This is a genomic window from Arenibacter hampyeongensis (genome assembly GCF_002909255.1).
Lineage (GTDB): Bacteria > Bacteroidota > Bacteroidia > Flavobacteriales > Flavobacteriaceae > Arenibacter > Arenibacter hampyeongensis.
The window spans coordinates 1-18,710 of sequence record NZ_PIOB01000002.1; the positions used below are offsets into that span (position 1 = coordinate 1).

Annotated in this window: 12 protein-coding genes; 3 read left to right on the forward strand and 9 right to left on the reverse strand. The window is 39.3% G+C overall.

All coding sequences use genetic code 11. The features are described from left to right. Positions 1-842, forward strand: an 842-nt coding sequence (locus CWD91_RS05120; protein ID WP_157943721.1) for a T9SS type A sorting domain-containing protein, incomplete at its 5' end; no start/stop codon positions are given. 97 nt (positions 843-939) lie between these two features. Here CWD91_RS05120 and CWD91_RS05125 read toward each other — a convergent pair. The 9 genes from CWD91_RS05125 to CWD91_RS05165 form a co-directional block, all read right to left on the reverse strand. Then, positions 940-2,106, reverse strand: a complete 1,167-nt coding sequence (locus CWD91_RS05125; RefSeq protein ID WP_103440495.1) for an OmpA family protein — start codon at positions 2,104-2,106, stop codon at positions 940-942. Positions 2,107-2,408: 302 nt separating this feature from the next. Further along, the gene (locus CWD91_RS05130) at positions 2,409-2,864 is read right to left on the reverse strand and encodes a hypothetical protein (RefSeq protein WP_103439914.1); all 456 of its coding nucleotides are present in this window, start codon (positions 2,862-2,864) and stop codon (positions 2,409-2,411) included. After that, positions 2,864-4,012 (reverse strand): N-acetyl-alpha-D-glucosaminyl L-malate synthase BshA, encoded by a 1,149-nt coding sequence (gene bshA / locus CWD91_RS05135; RefSeq protein WP_103439915.1) that lies wholly within the window; start codon positions 4,010-4,012, stop codon positions 2,864-2,866. Before bshA ends, CWD91_RS05130 begins: the two co-directional genes overlap by 1 nt. Positions 4,013-4,190: 178 nt before the next feature. Then, the gene (locus CWD91_RS05140; RefSeq protein ID WP_103440496.1) at positions 4,191-7,103 is read right to left on the reverse strand and encodes a glycoside hydrolase family 3 N-terminal domain-containing protein; all 2,913 of its coding nucleotides are present in this window, start codon (positions 7,101-7,103) and stop codon (positions 4,191-4,193) included. Between the two features lie 104 nt (positions 7,104-7,207). Beyond that, positions 7,208-7,690, reverse strand: coding sequence for an ABC transporter ATPase (locus tag CWD91_RS05145; protein ID WP_103439916.1), 483 nt, complete (start codon positions 7,688-7,690; stop codon positions 7,208-7,210). Between the two features lie 184 nt (positions 7,691-7,874). Continuing rightward, entirely contained in the window at positions 7,875-8,666 is a 792-nt protein-coding gene (locus CWD91_RS05150) for a (Fe-S)-binding protein (RefSeq protein ID WP_103439917.1), read from the reverse strand. A gap of 16 nt (positions 8,667-8,682) precedes the next feature. Then, positions 8,683-10,008: a (Fe-S)-binding protein gene (locus tag CWD91_RS05155; RefSeq protein WP_103439918.1), complete on the reverse strand. Its 1,326-nt coding sequence runs from the start codon at positions 10,006-10,008 to the stop codon at positions 8,683-8,685. 11 nt (positions 10,009-10,019) lie between these two features. Further along, the gene (locus tag CWD91_RS05160) at positions 10,020-10,976 is read right to left on the reverse strand and encodes an MlaD family protein (RefSeq protein ID WP_103439919.1); all 957 of its coding nucleotides are present in this window, start codon (positions 10,974-10,976) and stop codon (positions 10,020-10,022) included. Between the two features lie 56 nt (positions 10,977-11,032). Further along, positions 11,033-12,352, reverse strand: coding sequence for an N-acetylmuramoyl-L-alanine amidase family protein (locus CWD91_RS05165; RefSeq protein WP_103439920.1), 1,320 nt, complete (start codon positions 12,350-12,352; stop codon positions 11,033-11,035). Between the two features lie 129 nt (positions 12,353-12,481). On the opposite strand from CWD91_RS05165, the gene CWD91_RS05170 reads away from it, so the two are divergent. Both CWD91_RS05170 and CWD91_RS05175 read left to right on the forward strand, forming a co-directional pair. Continuing rightward, positions 12,482-15,187, forward strand: a complete 2,706-nt coding sequence (locus CWD91_RS05170; RefSeq protein WP_103439921.1) for a putative LPS assembly protein LptD — start codon at positions 12,482-12,484, stop codon at positions 15,185-15,187. Between the two features lie 472 nt (positions 15,188-15,659). Next, entirely contained in the window at positions 15,660-18,668 is a 3,009-nt protein-coding gene (locus CWD91_RS05175; protein ID WP_103439922.1) for a DNA polymerase III subunit alpha, read from the forward strand. The last annotated feature ends 42 nt before the right edge of the window (positions 18,669-18,710 follow it).

Below are 18,710 nucleotides of genomic sequence, written 5' to 3' on the forward strand. Positions count from 1 at the left end.
CCAACAACGAGGTACGGGCCATAACAATAGATGTGGACGGACTGGTATACGTGGGAGGAAATTTTGATGCAGCCGGGGGAAATACAGCGCCCAGGATCGCCGTTTGGGACGGGACCAACTGGGGCACACTGGGAAGCGGGACAAGCGGATTTGTACAGGCCATGGCCATTACCCAGGATTATATCTATGCCGGAGGGAATTTTGCTGTTGCAGGGAACAATACTGTGAACAGGATCGCTAGGTGGGACCGAGCCTCCCTGCGATGGGATGCCCTGGGACAAGGACTCAGCGGCAATGTGAACGCCATGGTCGTAGATGGCGGATACCTGTATGCAGGGGGGAATTTCGAAACGGCCTCCGATGAGCAGGACATCAACAAGATCGTAAACAACATTGCCCGATGGAGCGAGAACAACGGCTGGGAAGCAATGGGCAACGGAACGGAGGTAGGCGTCGACAACATCGTAAACTCCTTGACATTGGACCTCCTAAAATCCAGGTTGTACGTGGGCGGCACATTTTCTTTAGCCGGGGATTCCAATGCAAGCAATATCGCAATTTGGTCTGAAACATTAATTCTGCCACCTACCAATCCTGAAGATACAGAATTGTTATATCCAAATCCATTCGAGCATCTAATAAATGTAGAAGTGAAAAATTCTTCACAATTCACAATAAATGCTTCACTATTTACCATTTCAGGGATATTTGTAAGCTCGAAAAGTTACTCCATTCAAAATGATATGGTTACATTGGAGTTCCCCATCTTATCCAGTGGTCTATATTACTTGAAATTACAAAATGAGGACACGGATAAAGCGTATAAAATTATTAAAAGATAATAATTAAGAATCCTAAAAATATACTTCCTTGTCACTTCTCGAAAATAAAAAAAGGTCCTTGGCGTAACTCAAGGACCTTTTTTATGGTTATTTATATTTAAAACTTAACCACCTCAAACTCCGACCTTCTGTTTAGTTTGTGTTTAGATTCCGGACAATAGGTATTATTGTCACAATCGTTCACCAATTGTGTTTCTCCAAAACCTTCGCCTGTCAATCTAGAGGTATCTATTCCCTTCTTCCCTATCAAATAATCCAAGGTTTGATTAACCCTCTTTTCTGAGAGCCACTGATTATACTTTTCTGCCCCTCTGGAATCAGCATGTGCACCAACCTTTATGGTCACCTCTGGGTTTTCTTCCATTAACACGGCCAACTTGTCCAACAATTCCTTATATGGCTTGCTCAAGTAAGAAGAATTGAGACTGAAGTAAACATAGCCGAGATCCTTGATTTTATTCTCTAAATCTGTCCTTCTCTTGTTCTCGGCATCCAATCTAGCACGCTCTTCCGCCGCCAAACGGGCCTTTTCCTTTTCTTGCACCAAACGCTCAGCCATAAGCCTAGCTTCTTCCTCTGCCTTCTTAGCAGCAACAATAGAGTCTGATACCCTTTGGGTTTCCTCAATTAAAGCTAGTTTTTCCAGTCCTTTTTTACTTAGTCCATTCTCAATATTAAAGCGGTACAGTACTCCAGCCGAATGTTGCAAATGATTGGTCAAGGATTTGTCCATGGTCCATTTACCTGAGGAGCTTAAATCCAATCCAAAACGATCGGACAACCAAATCCTGAAACCTACTACTCCATTGTAGGTACCCCTACCCTCATTGCTTGTATCTGTATAACCCACGCCAACACCCAAATATGGATCAAACCAGCCAGTCTCACCAATTATCTTATTCAAATCATAACTTAATCTAACGTCCATGCCAAAATAGTCCGATTCCGTAGCATTAATACTTCCATCAATCAGTTTTCCCACTTTATACTTATTATAGGTCCCTATTGCTTCAACACCCAAACCGTTTTTAAAGTATCTACCGATGCTAATTCTTGAAGGAAAAGCAACTGCATTCCATTGATCCTTAAAATCAAATAATTCTTTGATCATATCTCCAGAATCATCTACAAAATTATAGCCCAATCCTACCATCCAACTGCTGGTAACAATACTGTCTTTGGTCGTTAATTGTAATTCTTGGGCACTACTGAAATTAAAGGAAATAGCACATAAAAAAGTAATAGCAAATGCGTAGGTTTTCATAACATTGTAAATTTGGGATTCTATAAAATCTTTGTCCAAAGCTATGGCAATGTTAAATGGACGCCATTTATAATCTTTTAAGTGCTGTAAAATTCGTTAAGTGGTTTCCTACAAAAACTGTATTTAGGAATTCCAATTCCCATTAATTTTTCATCCAAGAAAAAGGTATCTTATCGGATATAATTAGCCCATTATATTGGCTGTAGCGGTAGCCCAGAAACAGTTGGTGAAATTCGTCCAAGAAAAAAATAGTGCTCCAATTTTTAATTTATACCCAGCATAAATTGTAGCATTTAAATGATTTATTGAAAACTAATTTCTTTTTGGGTAACTGGCATCTTATAAATATAAATTGGTGTGGTTGCGGCATTAAGGCTTTCCTTTTTGGAAGAGATCCGTTCCTTTAAACCCATAGTAATATTTCCAAGGGATTCTTCAACAACGACCATTTCCAATCTCCCCACACCCAATTCTGTTCCTGAACAATACACCAATAATAGCTCTTCCGAAAAATCTATCTCCGGTATTGGAAGTCCGGGTTTTCTGGTTTTATTGATCTGAAGAAATAAATTCTTCAATGCTTTTGGATCCCTGACAACTTGAAATTCTGGTTGTTCAACCCCTGAATAATTGTCCTCCATCACTAATTGAAGCTCCCTTGAATCCCGTTCAGAACTGTTGTCCACAGAGCTGGGAACAGTTTTTTGACCTACACAGGCAGTTCCCAAAAGACATATTATAAGTAGCAATAATCGCATTAATTCTGCTGTAAACTCTCGTGCCTAGCCAAAAAGGCCTTTTCATAAACTGCCTCATAAAGCGGCAATACCTTCAAAATATCAAAATCCATGGCAACTTTTGCTGCATTGGATTTGAACAATTCCAAAGTTTGGTCGTCACTTAATATCTTAAGAGCATTTTCGGCCATCTCATTTATATTACCTACATCACTCAAATAACCTGTGATACCCTGTCTGTTGACTTCCGGAATTCCTCCCGTATTACTGGAAATAACCGCCACCCTATTGATCATAGCCTCCAAAGCGGCCAATCCAAAGCTCTCTGTCTCAGATGGCAATAAAAACAAATCGGAAAAACATAATATCCTATCTATTTCATTGCTATTGCCCAAAAAGATGACCTTATTGGCTAAACCAAGCTCCTCACATAAACGTTCTGCACCTTCCTTTTCCGGTCCCTCCCCCACCATAATCAACTTGGCAGGTAATTGCTTTTGAATCTTATTAAAAATATGAATTACATCCGGAATGCGCTTAACCTTTCTGAAATTACTGATATGCGTAATAATTTTTTCATCCTCCGAGGCCATCAGCGAACGCTGACAATCCGTGAAATGCATACTGTATTTCCTTTTATCTATAAAATTCGGGATAACCTCAATGTCCTTTTTTATATCGAACAATTCCAAGGTACTCTCTTTAAGGTTTTGTGAAACCGAGGTAACAATATCGGATTGATTTATACTAAAGTTAACTGCCGGTCTATAAAAAGGATGCTTGCCCACCAAAGTAATATCCGTACCGTGTAAAGTGGTTACCATAGGAATATAAATTCCTTCTTCCTCCAACATCTTCTTAGCCATATACCCAGCATAGGCATGGGGTATGGCATAGTGAACATGCAGCAGCTCTATCCCAAATAACTTTATAGTATCTACCAATTTGCTGGAAAGCGCCAGCTCATAAGGTTGGTAGTGAAATAAGGGATATTCAGGTACATGTACTTCATGAAAGTATATCTTATTGCTCAACAACTCCAAACGCACCGGCTGGCGGTAGGTTATAAAATGTATTTCATGGCCCCTATTGGCCAAAGCAATTCCCAATTCCGTTGCCACCACCCCGCTACCTCCAAAAGTAGGATAACATACTATAGCTATTTTCATTTGTTTATTTTTAATGCATTTTAGAGGTTACATGACACATTCATACCTCACGGATCCCATAACTTTTGGCGTCCAAAAAAAATCTTAGTCGAACGAATATGGATAAAATTTCAGAATGCTTAAAACAAAATGAAAATTAGCCCCTATAAACACCCGTTCATATTTACAAATTAAGGATTTAATTTATTATGGCTTCATAAATGGCCTTCTGTATCCGGGTTCTTAACCCAGATTTAACTAAAAGTGTATTTGAAGCCGAGGGGTAAGTCCTATTGGATAAAAAAACATAGACCAAATCCTTATCAGGATCGGCCCAAGTGTAGGTGCCCGTAAAACCACTATGCCCAAAACTTTTTCTGGAAACCAAACTACAGGCCGGACCCCCACCATGCATTTCAGGTTTATCGAAACCTATACCACGTCGCACATTTTGATCACAGAAATAGCAGGTATTGAACTTCTTTACCGTTCTAGCCTCCAAAAACTGTTGTCCTCCATAAAAACCATTTTGTAGATACATCTGCATAATTTTAGCAACATCATTGGCATTGCTAAAAAGTCCGGCATGACCACCTACTCCGCCCTGCATAGCAGCCCCCATGTCATGCACATACCCTTGTACGGTCTGGTACCGATAATAATTATCTTCTTCCGATGGAACTATATCACCTTTTAAAAAATTATCCAGCGGGTTAAATCCGGTATGGGTTGCACCAATAGGCTTATATAAAAACTCCTCCGCCAAACTATCCAAGCGTTCTTTGTAAGTATCCTCAATGTACTTTTTCATTACATAATAGGCTATATCACTATAACGATATCTATTGGATTTAAGGTGTTGCCTACCAATCCTATTATAGATAGAATCCTTATAAATATCCGCTATATAGAGTTGGTCTGCCACCTTAACCGAATACCCATTCGTTAATTGATGCCTATAAAACTCATTGGATGGTTTTCTTTTATCATCCAAAGTATTGATGTAAAAGGCAATCCAAGCGGGCAATCTTCCATAATGGGATAGGGCCTTTAAGACAGTGACATTTTTTAGCTCAGTATTGGAGTAAGCAGGTATAAGTTCCTCAAATGTATTATCCAGTGCAATTTTACCCTCCTCCTCCATCTTCATTACCATGGGCAAGGTTGCCAAGATCTTGGTAATGGAAGCCAAATCATAAATATGGCCTGGCGTTATTTTTTCATCGGATTGATATGTTGGTTTTCCAAAACCTTTGTTATACACTATCTTTCCCTTCCGCGCGACCACAATTTGGGCCCCTGGGAACATTAAAGAGTCCAAACCATTCTGTACCATTTCATCCACTCTGGCCAATTTGGCCGAACTCATACCCACCCTTTCGGGTATACTATACCCCAAGCGCATTAAGGACTCCACTGGAATAGTGGTGTTTACAGGAAATTCCTGATGGGAGCTAACTGGTAAAACCCCTTTGGCCGGAATGGCCCCAAAAATCACCTGTGCCGTTTTTTCTTGGGCTATTTTACTATTTTGATATCCTATGACCACTGCATCTATACTATCGAAAGACGGCACCTCCAACAAGGCATAAGGTTTTGCAAATAGGGCAAGTATAAGATTGGAAGTTCGCTCTCTAGCGATTTCTCCTAACCAGGAAAGTTCATTTTTGCTAAATTTATAGGGTTTCCAAGGACTTTCATTGCTCTTGTGCAACCCAATGATCACCAAATTGTAATCGCTCAATTTTTGTTTAAGGGTGCTTATGTCCTTTCCGTTAATTTGTGTTACGGTAGCGTATTTCTTCATTTCATTTAAAAATGCATCGCTATCTGCATCCCCGAACTTAACATAGGCAATTTTCTTATTCTCCAATTTCTTTATGGCCATCAAGGAAAAATCATTCTTGACCACCGTGATGGCGTTCTCAATAGCCTCCTCATACAGAACATCATCCTCCAAAGAATTTAAGTCGCTAAATAGATTTTTTGTATCTATTGGTTTATAGTTATTTAGCCCCACTTTATATTTCGCCATCAATATCTTCTTTACGGAAGTTGATAGCCTACTTTCAGAAATTCTACCTTTATTATAGGCCTCCAAAAGTTTAGCTTTGGCTTTTACAACATCCACGGGCATTAAAAGAATATCATTTCCGGCCAAAAATGCGGAAAGTTCTACCTCACCTTCCTTCGCAAAAGTAGACACCCCCTTCATATTAAGTGCATCTGTAAACACCAGACCCTTGAAATTTAACTGCTCCTGCAACACATCACCAATAATTTGTTCGGACAAGGATGAAGGATAACCCTCCTTTATTTCCAGGCTTGGCACACTTAAATGCGCTACCATAACACTGCTTAATCCCTCTTTAATCAATTGTCTATAGGGGTACAATTCAATACTATCCAAACGCTCCCTGGTAAAATCGATTACAGGCAACGCCTTATGGGAGTCCACAGCAGTATCCCCATGACCTGGAAAATGCTTTCCACTGGACAAGACACCAGCGCTTTCCATGCCCTTCATAAAAGCAATCCCCTTTTGAGCCACATTTTCGCGGTCCTCTCCAAAAGAACGATTACCAATTATTGGATTCTGTGGGTTGATATTGATGTCTATATCCGGAGCAAAATTAATGTGCACTCCTAATCTATTGGCATGCCTACCTATTTGATTTCCTACTTTTTCGACTATGGAATTATCCTTTATAGCCCCTAAAGTCATGTTCCAAGGAAAGGCATAGGTTGAATCCAACCTCATGGCCAGGCCCCACTCGGCATCCATACCAATCATTAAGGGAACTTTGGAATTTTTTTGAAAATCATTGGTCAGTTGCGCCTGTCGGACAGGACCACCTGTAGAGAATATAACACCGCCAATATGATGTTCCTTTATTAGTCTTTTAGTTTTTTCTGTACTTGCCTTATCTTGATCGGAAGTAACCATAACCATAAACAATTGCCCCAATTTTTCATCCAGGGACATTTGTCCATAAGTGGCATCTACCCAAGTCTCCTGTGGCAAGGCATCTTTGGTAACCAAAGGGTTCATTTGACCTTGAACCGTATAAAAGGAAATTAAAAAAATTAAGACTACGTAATTTATGCGCATAAAAAAATCCATCCTTGATGGTAACTAACAAATGATTGAATTATTGTATTTATTCGAAAGGCGACCAGAACCCTAGATTGAGTTGCATTCTAGGCCGGTGTGTCCTACATAAAACGGGCATGCCAACTTTCCTCTGCCGGTACCTCCCAATGATTTAGGTATTCGTGCTTATTGGTTACCAAGTTATTAAAGACTATGGTGTTTTTGGAAACCGCTTTTTGTTTGGCCATTTTTTTGAAGTCGACTAAAGTTTTGTAAGCAACAAATTCGCCCTGTTTATAGGAAACGTTCATTTTGTCCAATAGTTCCATATTGTATTTCTTCTCCAACCCCTGTATAAAATGTACCGATGCATCAATGGAACAACCGGAAGCAGCATTAAGCGATTGGTCAAGTGCGAGAATAATAAACCTATTATACCTGATTTCATAACCAGCGCGTAAATCGCTTCCATGAGCGGTCCAATCCGCTATAAAAGTATCCAGTTCCTGTCTTAATTGTTGCAATTCTTCCTCTGAAAAACTCCTACTGGCTTGAAAGATCCAAACTCTAGATTCATCCGGCAATGTGTTAAATTCTACAAGCATTTATTAAATTTTTAATGTTCACCCAAACGCTGATTTTCTATATTGATTTAGTTCATCGTTTGATTCTATTCCACTTGGTCTTGATCTTGGTTTTTCTTAGGTCTTGTTGTTATTTACTTTTATACCGATATGGTCAATTCATTAATTTAACACTTTGCCTACTATCATATAGGCTATGATAATTTTATAAATCCTCGGCCATAGCGATCAACTCGGCAATATCCATCACCACCACAGACGATTCTTTTTCTTTATTCTTCACCCCATCGGTCAACATGGTATTGCAAAAAGGACAGCCTGCAGCTATAATATCAGGTTGCGTTTCCAAGGCCTGCTCCGTTCGTTCAACATTGATATCCTTCTTGCCTTTTTCCGGTTCCTTGAACATTTGTGCACCTCCGGCACCACAACAAAGCCCGCGTTTTTTACAATTCTTCATTTCCACCAACTCGGCATCCAATTTTCGGATCAAATCGCGGGGCGCTTCATACACATTGTTGGCCCTTCCCAAATAACAGGGGTCATGAAAAGTGATTTTTTTGCCTTTAAACTGTCCGCCTTCCACACTTATCCGCCCTTCTTCCAATAGTTGTTTAAGGAATTGGGTATGATGTACCACTTCATAATTTCCTCCGAGCCCTGGATATTCATTTTTTAAGGTATTGAAACAATGCGGGCAAGCTGTTACAACTTTCTTTACCTCATATGCATTTAAAACCTCTATGTTGGTAACTGCCTGCATCTGAAACAAAAATTCATTACCTGCCCTCTTTGCCGGATCGCCGGTGCAGCTCTCCTCAGTTCCCAAAACAGCAAAACTGACATTCGCCTTGTTCAAAATTTTCACAAAGGCTTTCGTTATTTTTTTGGCCCTGTCATCAAAACTTCCGGCACAGCCCACCCAAAATAAAACTTCTGGTTGTTGGCCTGCTGCAAAAAGTTCTGCCATGGTAGGCACTTTCAATTCATTTTCCATTTTAGTGGTAATTACTTTAAGATTCCTTGGACCAGTTAAGCCTATCCATTTGGTTGAATGGCCAAGGTGCCCCGTTATTTTCTATATTTCCCATCATATTATTCAAGTCAGATGGCGCAGCAGATTGTTCCATTACCAAATATTGACGCATATCCATAATAATCGATAATGGGTCTATACTCACGGGACAAGCCTCAACACAAGCATTGCAGGAGGTACAGGCCCAAAGCTCCTCATGGGATATATAATCACCCAACAGCTGTTTCCCATCTGGCACGAACTCTCCTTTGTTGGTATCAATATTCCTGCCAACCTCTTCCAACCTATCCCTGGTATCCATCATAATTTTCCGAGGGGATAATTTTTTACCGGTCTGACTGGCCGGACATTCACTGGTACACCTTCCACATTCAGTACAGGTATAGGCGTTCAACAATTGCACCCATTTAAGGTCCATAACATCCGAAGCCCCAAATTTTTCAGGTATTGGCGCATTCTCATCAGGTGCAGCAAAAGGATCCGCACTTGGATCCATCATTAATCTTACTTCCTTGGTCACAGCATCCAAATTCTCGAACTGTCCCTTTGGTTTTAGCTTTCCGAAATAAGTATTTGGAAAAGCCAAAAGAATATGTAAATGTTTGGAATAATATAGATAATTTAAAAACATTAGGATACCCACAATGTGCAACCACCATGCGGTACGTTCAATCATGATTATGGCCGACATGGACATTTCTTGAAACAAGGGAGCAATAAACTGGCTTACAGGAAAGGCTCCTGCCTTAGTATAATGTGCAGCTTCCATTTGTTGTAATTGATAATCCGAGGCATTCATGGTCAAAAACAGTACCATTAGGACCAATTCTATATAAAGAATTAAATTTCCATCTTTTTTTGGCCAACCGCTCATCTCAGGATTCAAGAATCTCCTCAATTTAATAACGTTCCTACGAATCCAAAAAATAACAACCGCTACAATAACCAATAAGGCTAGAATTTCAAAAGAACCTATTAAAAAACTGTAAAATCCTCCGAAAAATGAGAAAATCCTATGGGTGCCAAAAAGACCATCTATGATGATCTCCAACACCTCAATATTAATAATGATAAAACCTAGATACACTATGATATGTAGAATTCCAGGAATAGGACGCACTACCATTTTTGTCTGGCCAAGGGCAATTCTGAACATATTGTTCCACCGCTGCGATTTATTATCGCTGGTGTCAACATCTTTACCCAATTTAATATTTCGGGTTAGTTTTTTAACGTTACTCGCAAAAAAAACAATTCCCCCAAAAAGTATAATTGCAAAAATAATATTAGGAATATAATCCATAATGTACTTCTCTATTTTTCGGCCGGGTCTTCATTAGGAAGGGCGTAATCTATTTGCTTTTTACCAAAAACGGAAACATTTACATACCGTTTGGGATTTAGGCGAAAATCTTGTAATAATAAATCCAATTCCCTAGAGGCGTTGGCGAGATTGTTATATAACGCTTTATCATTTACCAATTTCCCCAAAGAGCCCTCACCACCTTCAATTTTCGACATCATGTCATTAATGTTGCCCATGGTGGATTGCAAATTTTTGATAGTCTCACCCAAACCGGCATTGACAAGGGTATCGGATAACTTATTAAAATTCTCTGTGATGACACTTAAATTGGAGATGGATTTGTTCAGATTATCTTGATTGTCCGCCAAAAGACTATTTAGCGAATTGGCACTGCCCTGAAAACTTTTCACCAAGATGTTTAGACCCGCTATACTTTCCCTCAAATCCCTTTTTGTTTTGGGACCCAAAATATCATTTACATTCATTAACAACGAATCGGCATTGGTTACGGCCCCTTCCACTTTAGCCTGCAAAGGGGTCAAACGTTGCTGGACCAATTCGGTAAGTCCCGGTCTTGTACTGGATAGCAAGGTATCTCCTGATTTGGCTACTAGGGAACCATCGAAAACTGGCTTGATCTGGATTCCTTTGCCACCTATAATTCCAGTGTCATATAATTCCGCATGACTGTTTTTGGAAAAAGAGAAACTATTGTCAACGGTAAAGGTTACCAATAGGTTGCCTTCAGCATCATTGAACCTAATATCATTTACTTTGCCCACAGAGAATCCATTTATTGTAACCTGAGTGCCAGACTGTAATCCTCCCACATGATTGTACACGGCATAGAAGGTTTTACTATTATCAAAAAGTGGTGTGGATTTTAAATAACTAAAACCAAGTATAAACAAAAGGATGCCCCCTAAGACTACTATACCGGTTTTTATTTCCCTAGATATTTTCAAAAGATTCTATTTTCAGTTCCTAACAAAATTAGAAATAATTTTTAGAAGAGTGACTATTATTCCGATACGTATTTAAGAGCTTCCGTTTCCGAGATACGCACCCCATCTTTATAGGCTACAATATAAGAGGTGTTATATCCTTTTGCATCAGCATTGCTCTTTAAAAGTGTTGCCTGAAAATGGGAATCCGTATTACCATACATGTAACGATATAAATTGTTGTATGGTTCTTTGGAAAGGGTGTTAAGTCCTTTGAAATTCTCCGAATGCAATGGAATATTTTTTGAGCTAGCAAAAATTTGCACCTTAAAAACAATATTTTCCGATTTTTTAGTCGGCTTTTCCACTACTTGGGGCTGCTCTTTCTTTATTGGATCTTTGGCCAACTCCTTGGTCGTATTATCTGTTTCATTCTTTACAACCAATACGGTTTTAGGAATATTCTTGACCGGTTTCTGCTCCAGGACCAGTTGTTCAGATTTTTTGTCCTTTGCACCGGTCTCCTTAGCAACAGTTTTTTCTACAGGTTCCTTAACGTCTCCCTGCTTTGGTTCCGAATTAACTGGGGAACTGTTCAAGGCTACCTGATCATTGCTAGATATCATGTCACCCTTATAAGCTAAAATGGCATCGGCTATGGCCTTGCCCATTTCAATATGCCCTTTTTGAGAATTTAAATAAGCACCTTCATCCTTATTGGTCAAAAATCCTGTTTCAACCAAAACGCTGGGCATAAAAGTCTGATGAAGAACAATAAAACCGGCTTGCTTTACCTTTCTATCGGTTCTTTTCAACTTGTTTGCAAAATTATCCTGCATCAATTTGGCTAGATTAATACTTTGATCCAAAAACTCTTCCTGCATAATGGTTAGGCCAATTATGGATTCTGGGGAATTTATATCGTATGCCGCATATCTGCTCTCATAATTATCTTCCAGATAAATTACCGAGTTTTCCTTTTTAGCTATTTCAAAATTCTGTTTATTGGCGTGCAGTCCCAATACAAATGTTCCCGCTCCATGGGCATCTGAACTATGCGAATCACAATGAACCGAAACAAATAGATCTGCATTGGCCTTATTGGCAATTTCCCCCCTAAGATATAGGTCCACAAAAGTATCATCCTTTCGAGTATAAATGACCTTAATATTGGGATTCTTCTCCAAAATCTCGCCCACTTTTAACACAATCCTTAAGGCTATATTTTTTTCCAAATAACCATTCCCCAAGTTGCCGGGGTCATGGCCTCCGTGCCCAGCATCCAAAACGACTACAAATTTTCCGTCATTGTCATCGACATTCACATTTTTGCCAAAAGAAGTCAGAAAAAATGTTAAAATTATAAAAGGAATAATATAAAACAGTTTCATATTCATATCACTAGAGATAATTTGATCTTTTAATTAGGTTAAATTTATCGCAATACCCTACAGGCAGAACAAAAAATATATGTAAGTTTGAACCCAAAATGTAGCTAAACCGTTACAAAAATAGGATATATAGCTTTGCAATCAAATAAACATCATGTACTTTTCCTATTGCTCCTATTATTTGGTGCCATCACTGCATCTGCCCAAGAAGACCGGATTAAACCACTGCCCATTGTTGCCCAACGAGATACAATAATTGCGCCACTTTTGCCCGATCCAAAATTAAAGGATACCATTTTAAACGACAGTACGAAAATAGACTCTTTAAATGGCAAACAACCTCTTCTCCTGGATAAAATAAAATATAAGGCCAAGGATTATGTAAAGATGAGCCAAAAAGATCAAAAGATTTATCTTTATAACGAAGCAGAACTCTATTATCAGGATACCGAATTAAAGGCCGGGATAATAATAATGGACTACATAAAAAACGAAGTCTATGCCGGGCGAATAAAGGATTCACTTGGGAATTACTCCCAACTGCCATTTTTTAAGCAAGGAACAAATGAGGTTATCCCAGACTCCATAAGGTTCAATTTTGATACTCAAAAAGCCATTATTTGGAACTCCAGAACAGAGCAACAGGCCGGTTTGGGTCAGTTGGGAAGTGATAACATGAAGGTCTACGCAGAGATTACCAAAAAGGAAAACGATTCCGTTTATTTCCTAAGTGAAGGTAAGCTTACTACCTCCAAAGATACTGTTAACCCAGATTATTATATTCGTATTAAAAAGGCCAAATTTGTACCGGGAAAGAAGGTAATCGCAGGATTCAGCAACCTATATATTGCCGATGTGCCCACCCCCGTAGCACTTCCCTTTGCGTATTTTCCCTTGACTACTGGCAGGTCGGCAGGACTGATGATGCCAACTTTTGGCAGTGATAACACTAGGGGATATTTTTTACAAAATGGAGGATACTACGTTCCTATAAGTGACTATGTTGATCTAACCCTAACGGGAGATTTATATAGCAACGGAAGTTATGGTCTTAGAACACAATCTATTTATACCAAAAGATACAAGTATAGGGGAAATGTCAATTTTAGATATGAAAATTTAGTTACCAGTCAAAAAGGGTTCAGTGATTATAGCAGAACCACTATATATAACATTCAAGTTTCACATTCCCAAGACCAAAAAAGTAATCCCAACTCCAGATTTCAGGCATCGGTAAACCTTGGTAGTAGTTCTTACTACAGGAACTCACTGCTACAGCAGAACCTACCAAATACACAGGTGAACAATTTATCTTCATCTATATCCTATTCCAAGACGTTCCCAGAATATCCGTCCGTAAACCTGAGTTTGACCGCCACGCATAACCAAAACACCAATACTGGCGCCGTTGATGTAACCTTACCCACCTTGCAGGCCAGTATGGAGCGTATATTTCCGTTTGCCCCACGTGAAGGAATAAAAAAGGGTATCATTCAAAATGTAAACTTTCAGTATAACCTAAATGCCAGAAATAGCATTAAGACCACTGAAGAGGATTTTTTGACCAGTAGAATGTTCGAAAATTCACTTTTTGGGGCAAGGCATACCATACCCCTTAGCACCAACTTTAAAGTGGCCAAGCATTTTAGTGTAAGTGTTGGCGGTTCCTATGAAGACATTTGGGCCATAGAGACCTATGAAAGAGGTTATGACCAAGAGACCAAAAGAGAAGTTGTTACGGATACCCTTAATGGATTTGACCGCTACAACAAGTATAACTTTAGTGCCAGTATAGGAACAACTTTATATGGACTGGTCAATTTTGGCGAGGACAAAAAAATTCAGGCCATACGCCACGTTATGCGTCCGTCCGTTAGTTATGGCTATGCACCGTCATTTGAACAGTATTACGACAGCTATATTGGTGCCGATGATGAATTGGAACTTTATAGTAGATTTGAAGGTACTCTGAACGGAGCTCCAGGCCTAACCAAATCCAGTTCAATGAGCTTTTCTCTGGGCAACCAGTTTGAAGCCAAAGTCCGCGACAGAGATTCAACCGCGACAAAACCAAAGAAAATATCACTTTTGAGCAACCTCAACCTCTCTACCGGATATAATTTTGAAGCGGATTCCTTAAAACTAAGTGCGGTTAATTTGACCGGAGGAACCAATATACTCAACAACAAAATGGCCATAAACTTTGGTGCCAGTTTGGATCCCTATGCCATAGACAATAATGGAACACGTATAAATACCTTTAATGTGGACAATGGAGGTAGTCTGTTTAGACTTACTTCTGCCAGGGCAAACCTCAGCTATTCTTTGGACAGTAAGACTTTTGGAAAAAAGAAAGAAGAAAAAAAGGAGGACGACAAAGATGAATACGACTATGTTGCATCCAGCGGCGGTAGGGATGATGACCTTTTTGGTAGGGCAAATGACTTTAACGAAAATAGACCTGGCGATGAAAAGGAAAATGACACTGAAGATGTAGAAAACCCCATTTTTGGAACAAAATTGCCCTGGGACCTGCGATTGTCATATGCAGTAAATTACAGCAATTCCAACCGCCAAAACACCATTGGCAGCCATTCCTTGATGTTTTCCGGGAACATCCAACTTTCCCCAAGATGGAAAATCGGTGGGTCTTCTGGTTACGATTTCCAAAATAAAGGGTTCACACTAACGCAATTGCGCTTTGAACGGGATTTGAAGAGTTTTAGGATGAATTTCAACTGGACCCCATTTGGAACCTATAAACGTTGGTACTTCTTTATAGGTATTAAGAGTTCCATTTTAAAAGATTTGAAATGGGAGAACAGGAGTAAATCCAACTAATTGCAGTTAAAGTTTTTAACTCCTTCTTCTCTAACAGTTTATAGACCATTCCATTAATCATTTTTTCCTTAATCTACTTTTGTCCCTATTCACCTTGGCTATAGTTTGCAATTAAAATCACCCAACTGTCAATTAGGTGGGTTAATAAATTCTTACCTTTAACAATAGGATTTTATTGGAGTATTGGCTTTGAGAATTACTGGCGATACACCGCCCTGTGGTGAAAATGGCAAAGACCTATTGGTCCGATTTTTATTATTCCCACAGGAATCATTATGTGGATATCGACCTCTGAAATTGAGTCCATGGCTAAGCCAGGTGTAATGCATATCGGCAAAACAAAGGGTAGAAAAATCTACTGGTATTCATCCTAGCTTGCCCTCAAAAATTTATTAAGAAATAAGGGTCATTTATATACGCCCCAAAATAAATCCATTTACCATTAATGTATCTATTCATTGTGAAGTAAAAAATGTACTTAAACTGCCATACATATTACAGCCTAAGATTCGGTACCCTATCCGAGGTGGAGCTCTTGAAATTGGCCCAAGAAAACCATGTGAATCATCTGGTACTTACAGATATCAACAATACGTCGGCAGGATTAAATTTTGTAAGAAAAGCGCAGGAATTTGGTATTAAACCTATTTTAGGAATCGACTTTAGAAATGGGGTAGATCAATGCTTTATAGGTATAGCCAAAAATAATAATGGATATCAGGAACTGAACAATTTCTTGGCCGACCACCTGCATCATGAAAAAAAATATAAATGCCAAGCTCCTGCCTTTAAAGATGCCTATATAATATATCCGTTCCAAAAAGCAGTGTTGAATAAACAAAAATCCTTTTTGGAAAATGAGTATATAGGTATTTCCATCAGAGACCTAAGACGTCTTCCCTTTTCCGAAGTTTTGCAGTACAGGGATAAATTAGTGGTGCAACAACCGGTAACCTTTCGCAATAAACGCGATTTTAATGCACACCGTTTATTACGTGCCATTGACAATAACATACTGCTAAGTAAACTGACCCCGGCAGAAGAAGCAGATCCGGAAGAAAAAATGCTTCCCTTAGATGATTTGAAATCTGCTTTTTCCGAATATAATTTTATACTGGAGAACACGGAGCGGTTAATGCATTCCTGTAACATCTATTTTGATTTTTCAGATGAACGAAAACCACAAAACTTAGTCACTTACCTTGGCGATACCTCAAAGGATGAGGCTTTATTGGAAAAATTATGTCAAGAGGGTTTGCCCGTAAGGTACAAACATACCGCAATAGGTCCTGTGATTCTGCAGCGACTTCAAAAGGAATTGGATTTAATTAAAAAAATGGGATTTGTGTCCTACTTTCTCATTAATTGGGATATTGTATCACATGCCAGGAAACAAAACTTTTTTTATGTAGGTCGTGGTAGTGGTGCCAACAGTATAGTGGCCTACCTACTTCATATTACCGATGTGGACCCAATTGAACTGGACCTTTATTTTGAGCGTTTTATAAATCTATACCGTGTTAATCCACCTGATTTTGATATCGATTTTTCATGGAAGGACCGCGAAGCCATGACCCAATACATTTTTGACCGCTTCCCCAACGTTTCCCTACTGGGCACTTATGTTACTTTCCAAGAAAAAGGAGTGATACGGGAATTGGGCAAGGTGTTTGGACTGCCCAAAGAGGAAATAGATATATTGTGCGATAGAAAATACAATGTTTCCCAATTGGATAAAGTAGCCTTATTGGTACTTAAGTACGGACAATTGATACAAGGAATGCCTAATTATTTAAGTATCCATGCCGGCGGTATCCTTATTACTGAAAAACCCATTCACTATTTTTCTGCCACCCACCTCCCACCCAAAGGTTATCCTACTACACATTTCGACATGGTGATTGCCGAAGATGTTGGCCTTTTTAAATTTGATATCCTGTCCCAGCGCGGTTTGGCAAAAATTGAAGAATCCCTGGAAATCATAAGTTATAACCAACCAGAGGCAATAAGCACCTTCGATATTCATGATGTTGCCAAATTTAAAAATGACCCTGTCATTAATAATTTGGTAAAGAGCGCCCAATGTATGGGCTGTTTTTATGTTGAATCACCTGCGATGCGGATGTTATTGAAGAAATTAGAGGTCGATAATTATTTGGGATTGGTTGCCGCAAGTTCCATTATCAGGCCCGGAGTGGCCAAAAGCGGAATGATGAGGGAATATATACTACGCCATCGGGATCCACAACGAGCCAAGGAAAGGGCACATCCCGTAATGTTATCCATTATGCCCGAAACTTATGGCGTAATGGTATATCAAGAAGATGTAATTAAAGTGGCCCACTATTTTGCAGATCTTACTTTAGGAGAAGCAGACGTTCTAAGAAGAGGTATGAGCGGTAAGTTCCGCTCCAGGGAAGAATTCCAGAAAGTAAAGGATAAGTTTGTGGACAATTGCCAAAAAAAGGGGTACGAAGATAAACTCATTTTTGAAATATGGGACCAGGTAGCGAGTTTTGCCGGCTATGCCTTTGCCAAGGGCCATTCGGCATCCTATGCCGTTGAAAGTTATCAGACCTTATTCCTTAAAGCTTATTACCCATTGGAATATATGGTGGCCGTACTTAACAATGGAGGTGGATTCTATAGCGCCGAATTCTACATCCATGAGGCTAGGATGCTGGGAGCCAAGATACATTCTCCCTGTATAAACAAAAGCTTTATGCTCAACTGCATTTATGAAAAGGAACTGTACCTGGGATTTATGTACCTAAGGGAATTGGAAGGAAGGGTGGTAGAACAAATTACAACCGAACGAAATGCCAATGGACCTTATTTATCATTGACCGACTTTTTGGATAGGGTCTCCATATCCATAGAACAATTAAGTATCCTTATCCGTATTGATGCCTTTAGATTTAGTAGAGTGAATAAACATGAACTCTTATGGCAAGCACATCTTTCCATATCCAAAAACACTAAATTGGAGCATCCCAAATTGTTCACCACAAAACATCAACATTTTGAAATCCCTAAATTGTACTCCACCGACTTGGAAATGGCCTTTACCCAATTGGAACTTATGGGATTCACCCTCTGTAGTCCATTTGATATTTTGGCAGAACCCCCAACAAACCTATTGGGCAAGAGAGACTTGGAAGCCTATTTGAAGAGAAATATTGATATTTACGGATACTTGGTGACAGTAAAGAATACTCGTACCCATAAAGGAACCCGTATGAATTTTGCCACATTGGTAGACCAACATGGAGAAGTTTTTGATACCGTACTGTTTCCTCCAATAGCTGCAAAATACTACTTCAGGGGAAAGGGCATTTATCGATTTTATGGAAAAGTGGTGAGCGAATTTGGCTTTTTAAGCATAGAGGTCATAAAAATGCAAAAGCAGGATTACATTCCCGATCCACGCTATGCCGACATGAAAACCAGCGTTTTAAAGCTAAATTCCGATAAAAAATAAAATTCCACCATCTGACCACTACAACAGGTTAATGAATAGCAA

Coding starts and splice junctions, on each gene's coding strand:
- CWD91_RS05155 (WP_103439918.1), bottom strand. CDS start 10,008: ATGGATTATATTCCTAATATTATTTTTGCAATTATACTTTTTGGGGGA.
- CWD91_RS05165 (WP_103439920.1), bottom strand. CDS start 12,352: ATGAATATGAAACTGTTTTATATTATTCCTTTTATAATTTTAACATTT.
- CWD91_RS05130 (WP_103439914.1), bottom strand. CDS start 2,864: ATGCGATTATTGCTACTTATAATATGTCTTTTGGGAACTGCCTGTGTA.
- CWD91_RS05125 (WP_103440495.1), bottom strand. CDS start 2,106: ATGAAAACCTACGCATTTGCTATTACTTTTTTATGTGCTATTTCCTTT.
- CWD91_RS05145 (WP_103439916.1), bottom strand. CDS start 7,690: ATGCTTGTAGAATTTAACACATTGCCGGATGAATCTAGAGTTTGGATC.
- CWD91_RS05150 (WP_103439917.1), bottom strand. CDS start 8,666: ATGGAAAATGAATTGAAAGTGCCTACCATGGCAGAACTTTTTGCAGCA.
- CWD91_RS05140 (WP_103440496.1), bottom strand. CDS start 7,103: ATGCGCATAAATTACGTAGTCTTAATTTTTTTAATTTCCTTTTATACG.
- CWD91_RS05175 (WP_103439922.1), top strand. CDS start 15,660: ATGTACTTAAACTGCCATACATATTACAGCCTAAGATTCGGTACCCTA.
- bshA (WP_103439915.1), bottom strand. CDS start 4,012: ATGAAAATAGCTATAGTATGTTATCCTACTTTTGGAGGTAGCGGGGTG.